Origin of the sequence: Pseudomonas sp. GXM4, assembly GCF_008923895.1 — a bacterium.
Taxonomy (GTDB): domain Bacteria; phylum Pseudomonadota; class Gammaproteobacteria; order Pseudomonadales; family Pseudomonadaceae; genus Aquipseudomonas; species Aquipseudomonas atacamensis.
In genome coordinates, this window is the sequence record NZ_WBRZ01000502.1 from 1 (window position 1) to 1,318 (window position 1,318).

A 1,318-nucleotide genomic window follows, 5' to 3' on the forward strand; every position below is an offset into this window, starting at 1 on the left:
GTTCCCGCGGTATACACAACACTGTGGGAGCTGGCTTGCCAGCGATGAGGACCGATCAGGCGCCACAAATCTTTCTCTCATCGAAACCATCGGTGTGCTCAACCCATCAGGAGTTTCCATGACCATGACCACACAAATCCCTGAACCGGATCTGGCTTACCTGCAAAAAGTCCTGCTGGAAATGCTCGCCATTCCCAGCCCTACCGGGTTCACCGACACCATCGTGCGCTACGTCGCCGAGCGTCTCGAAGAGCTGGGCATTCCGTTTGAAATGACCCGGCGCGGCACCATCCGCGCGACGTTGAAGGGCAAAAAGAGCAGCCCTGACCGCGCAGTGTCGGCGCACCTGGACACCATAGGCGCCGCCGTGCGTGCGGTGAAAGACAATGGTCGCCTGACCCTAGCCCCGGTCGGCTGCTGGTCGAGCCGCTTTGCCGAGGGCAGCCGGGTCAGCCTGTTTACCGACACCGGGGTGATTCGCGGCAGCGTGTTGCCGCTGATGGCGTCCGGGCATGCGTTCAACACCCAGGTCGATGAAATGCCGATCAGTTGGGACCATGTCGAGCTGCGTCTGGACGCCTACTGCACGACCAAGGCCGATTGCGAGTCGCTGGGCATTCATGTCGGCGACGTGGTGGCCTTCGATCCGCTGCCCGAGTTCACCGAAAGCGGCCATATCAGCGCCCGCCACCTCGACGACAAGGCCGGTGTTGCCGCATTGCTCGCTGCTCTGAAGGCGATTGTCGACAGCGGCCAGGAACTGAACATCGATTGCCATCCGCTGTTCACCATCACCGAAGAGACCGGAAGCGGTGCAGCGGCGGCATTGCCGTGGGACGTCAGCGAGTTTGTCGGCATCGACATCGCACCGGTCGCCCCCGGCCAGCACTCGAGCGAACACGCCGTGAGCGTGGCGATGCAGGATTCGGGCGGGCCGTATGACTATCACCTGTCGCGGCATCTGTTGCGTCTGGCCGATGAACACGAATTGCCGGTGCGCCGTGACATGTTCCGCTATTACTTCAGCGATGCGCACTCGGCGGTCACCGCCGGCCACGACATCCGCACCGCCCTGCTCGCTTTCGGCTGCGATGCCACCCACGGCTACGAGCGTACGCACATCGACAGTCTGGCAGCGCTCAGCCGTTTGCTCGGTGCGTACATCCTCAGCCCGCCGGTCTTTGCCAGCGACGCGGCACCGGCCAATGCTTCACTGGATCGCTTCAGCCATCAGATCGAGCATGACACGCAGATGGAAAGCGAAACCCGCGTGCCGCCGGTGGACAGTCTGGTGGGGCAGCGTTCTGACAGTTGAGCC

The 1,318-nt window shown here is 62.6% G+C and carries 1 protein-coding gene; it reads left to right on the plus strand.

Annotation, left to right across the window (positions count from 1 at the left end):
- Positions 1-124: 124 nt before the first annotated feature.
- Positions 125-1,315 (plus strand): osmoprotectant NAGGN system M42 family peptidase, encoded by a 1,191-nt coding sequence (locus tag F8N49_RS27750; RefSeq protein ID WP_024013890.1) that lies wholly within the window; start codon positions 125-127, stop codon positions 1,313-1,315.
- Positions 1,316-1,318 lie beyond the last annotated feature (3 nt).

Excerpts from the sequence above, each read along its gene's own strand:
- F8N49_RS27750 (WP_024013890.1), top strand. The coding sequence starts at position 125 with ATGACCACACAAATCCCTGAACCGGATCTGGCTTACCTGCAAAAAGTC.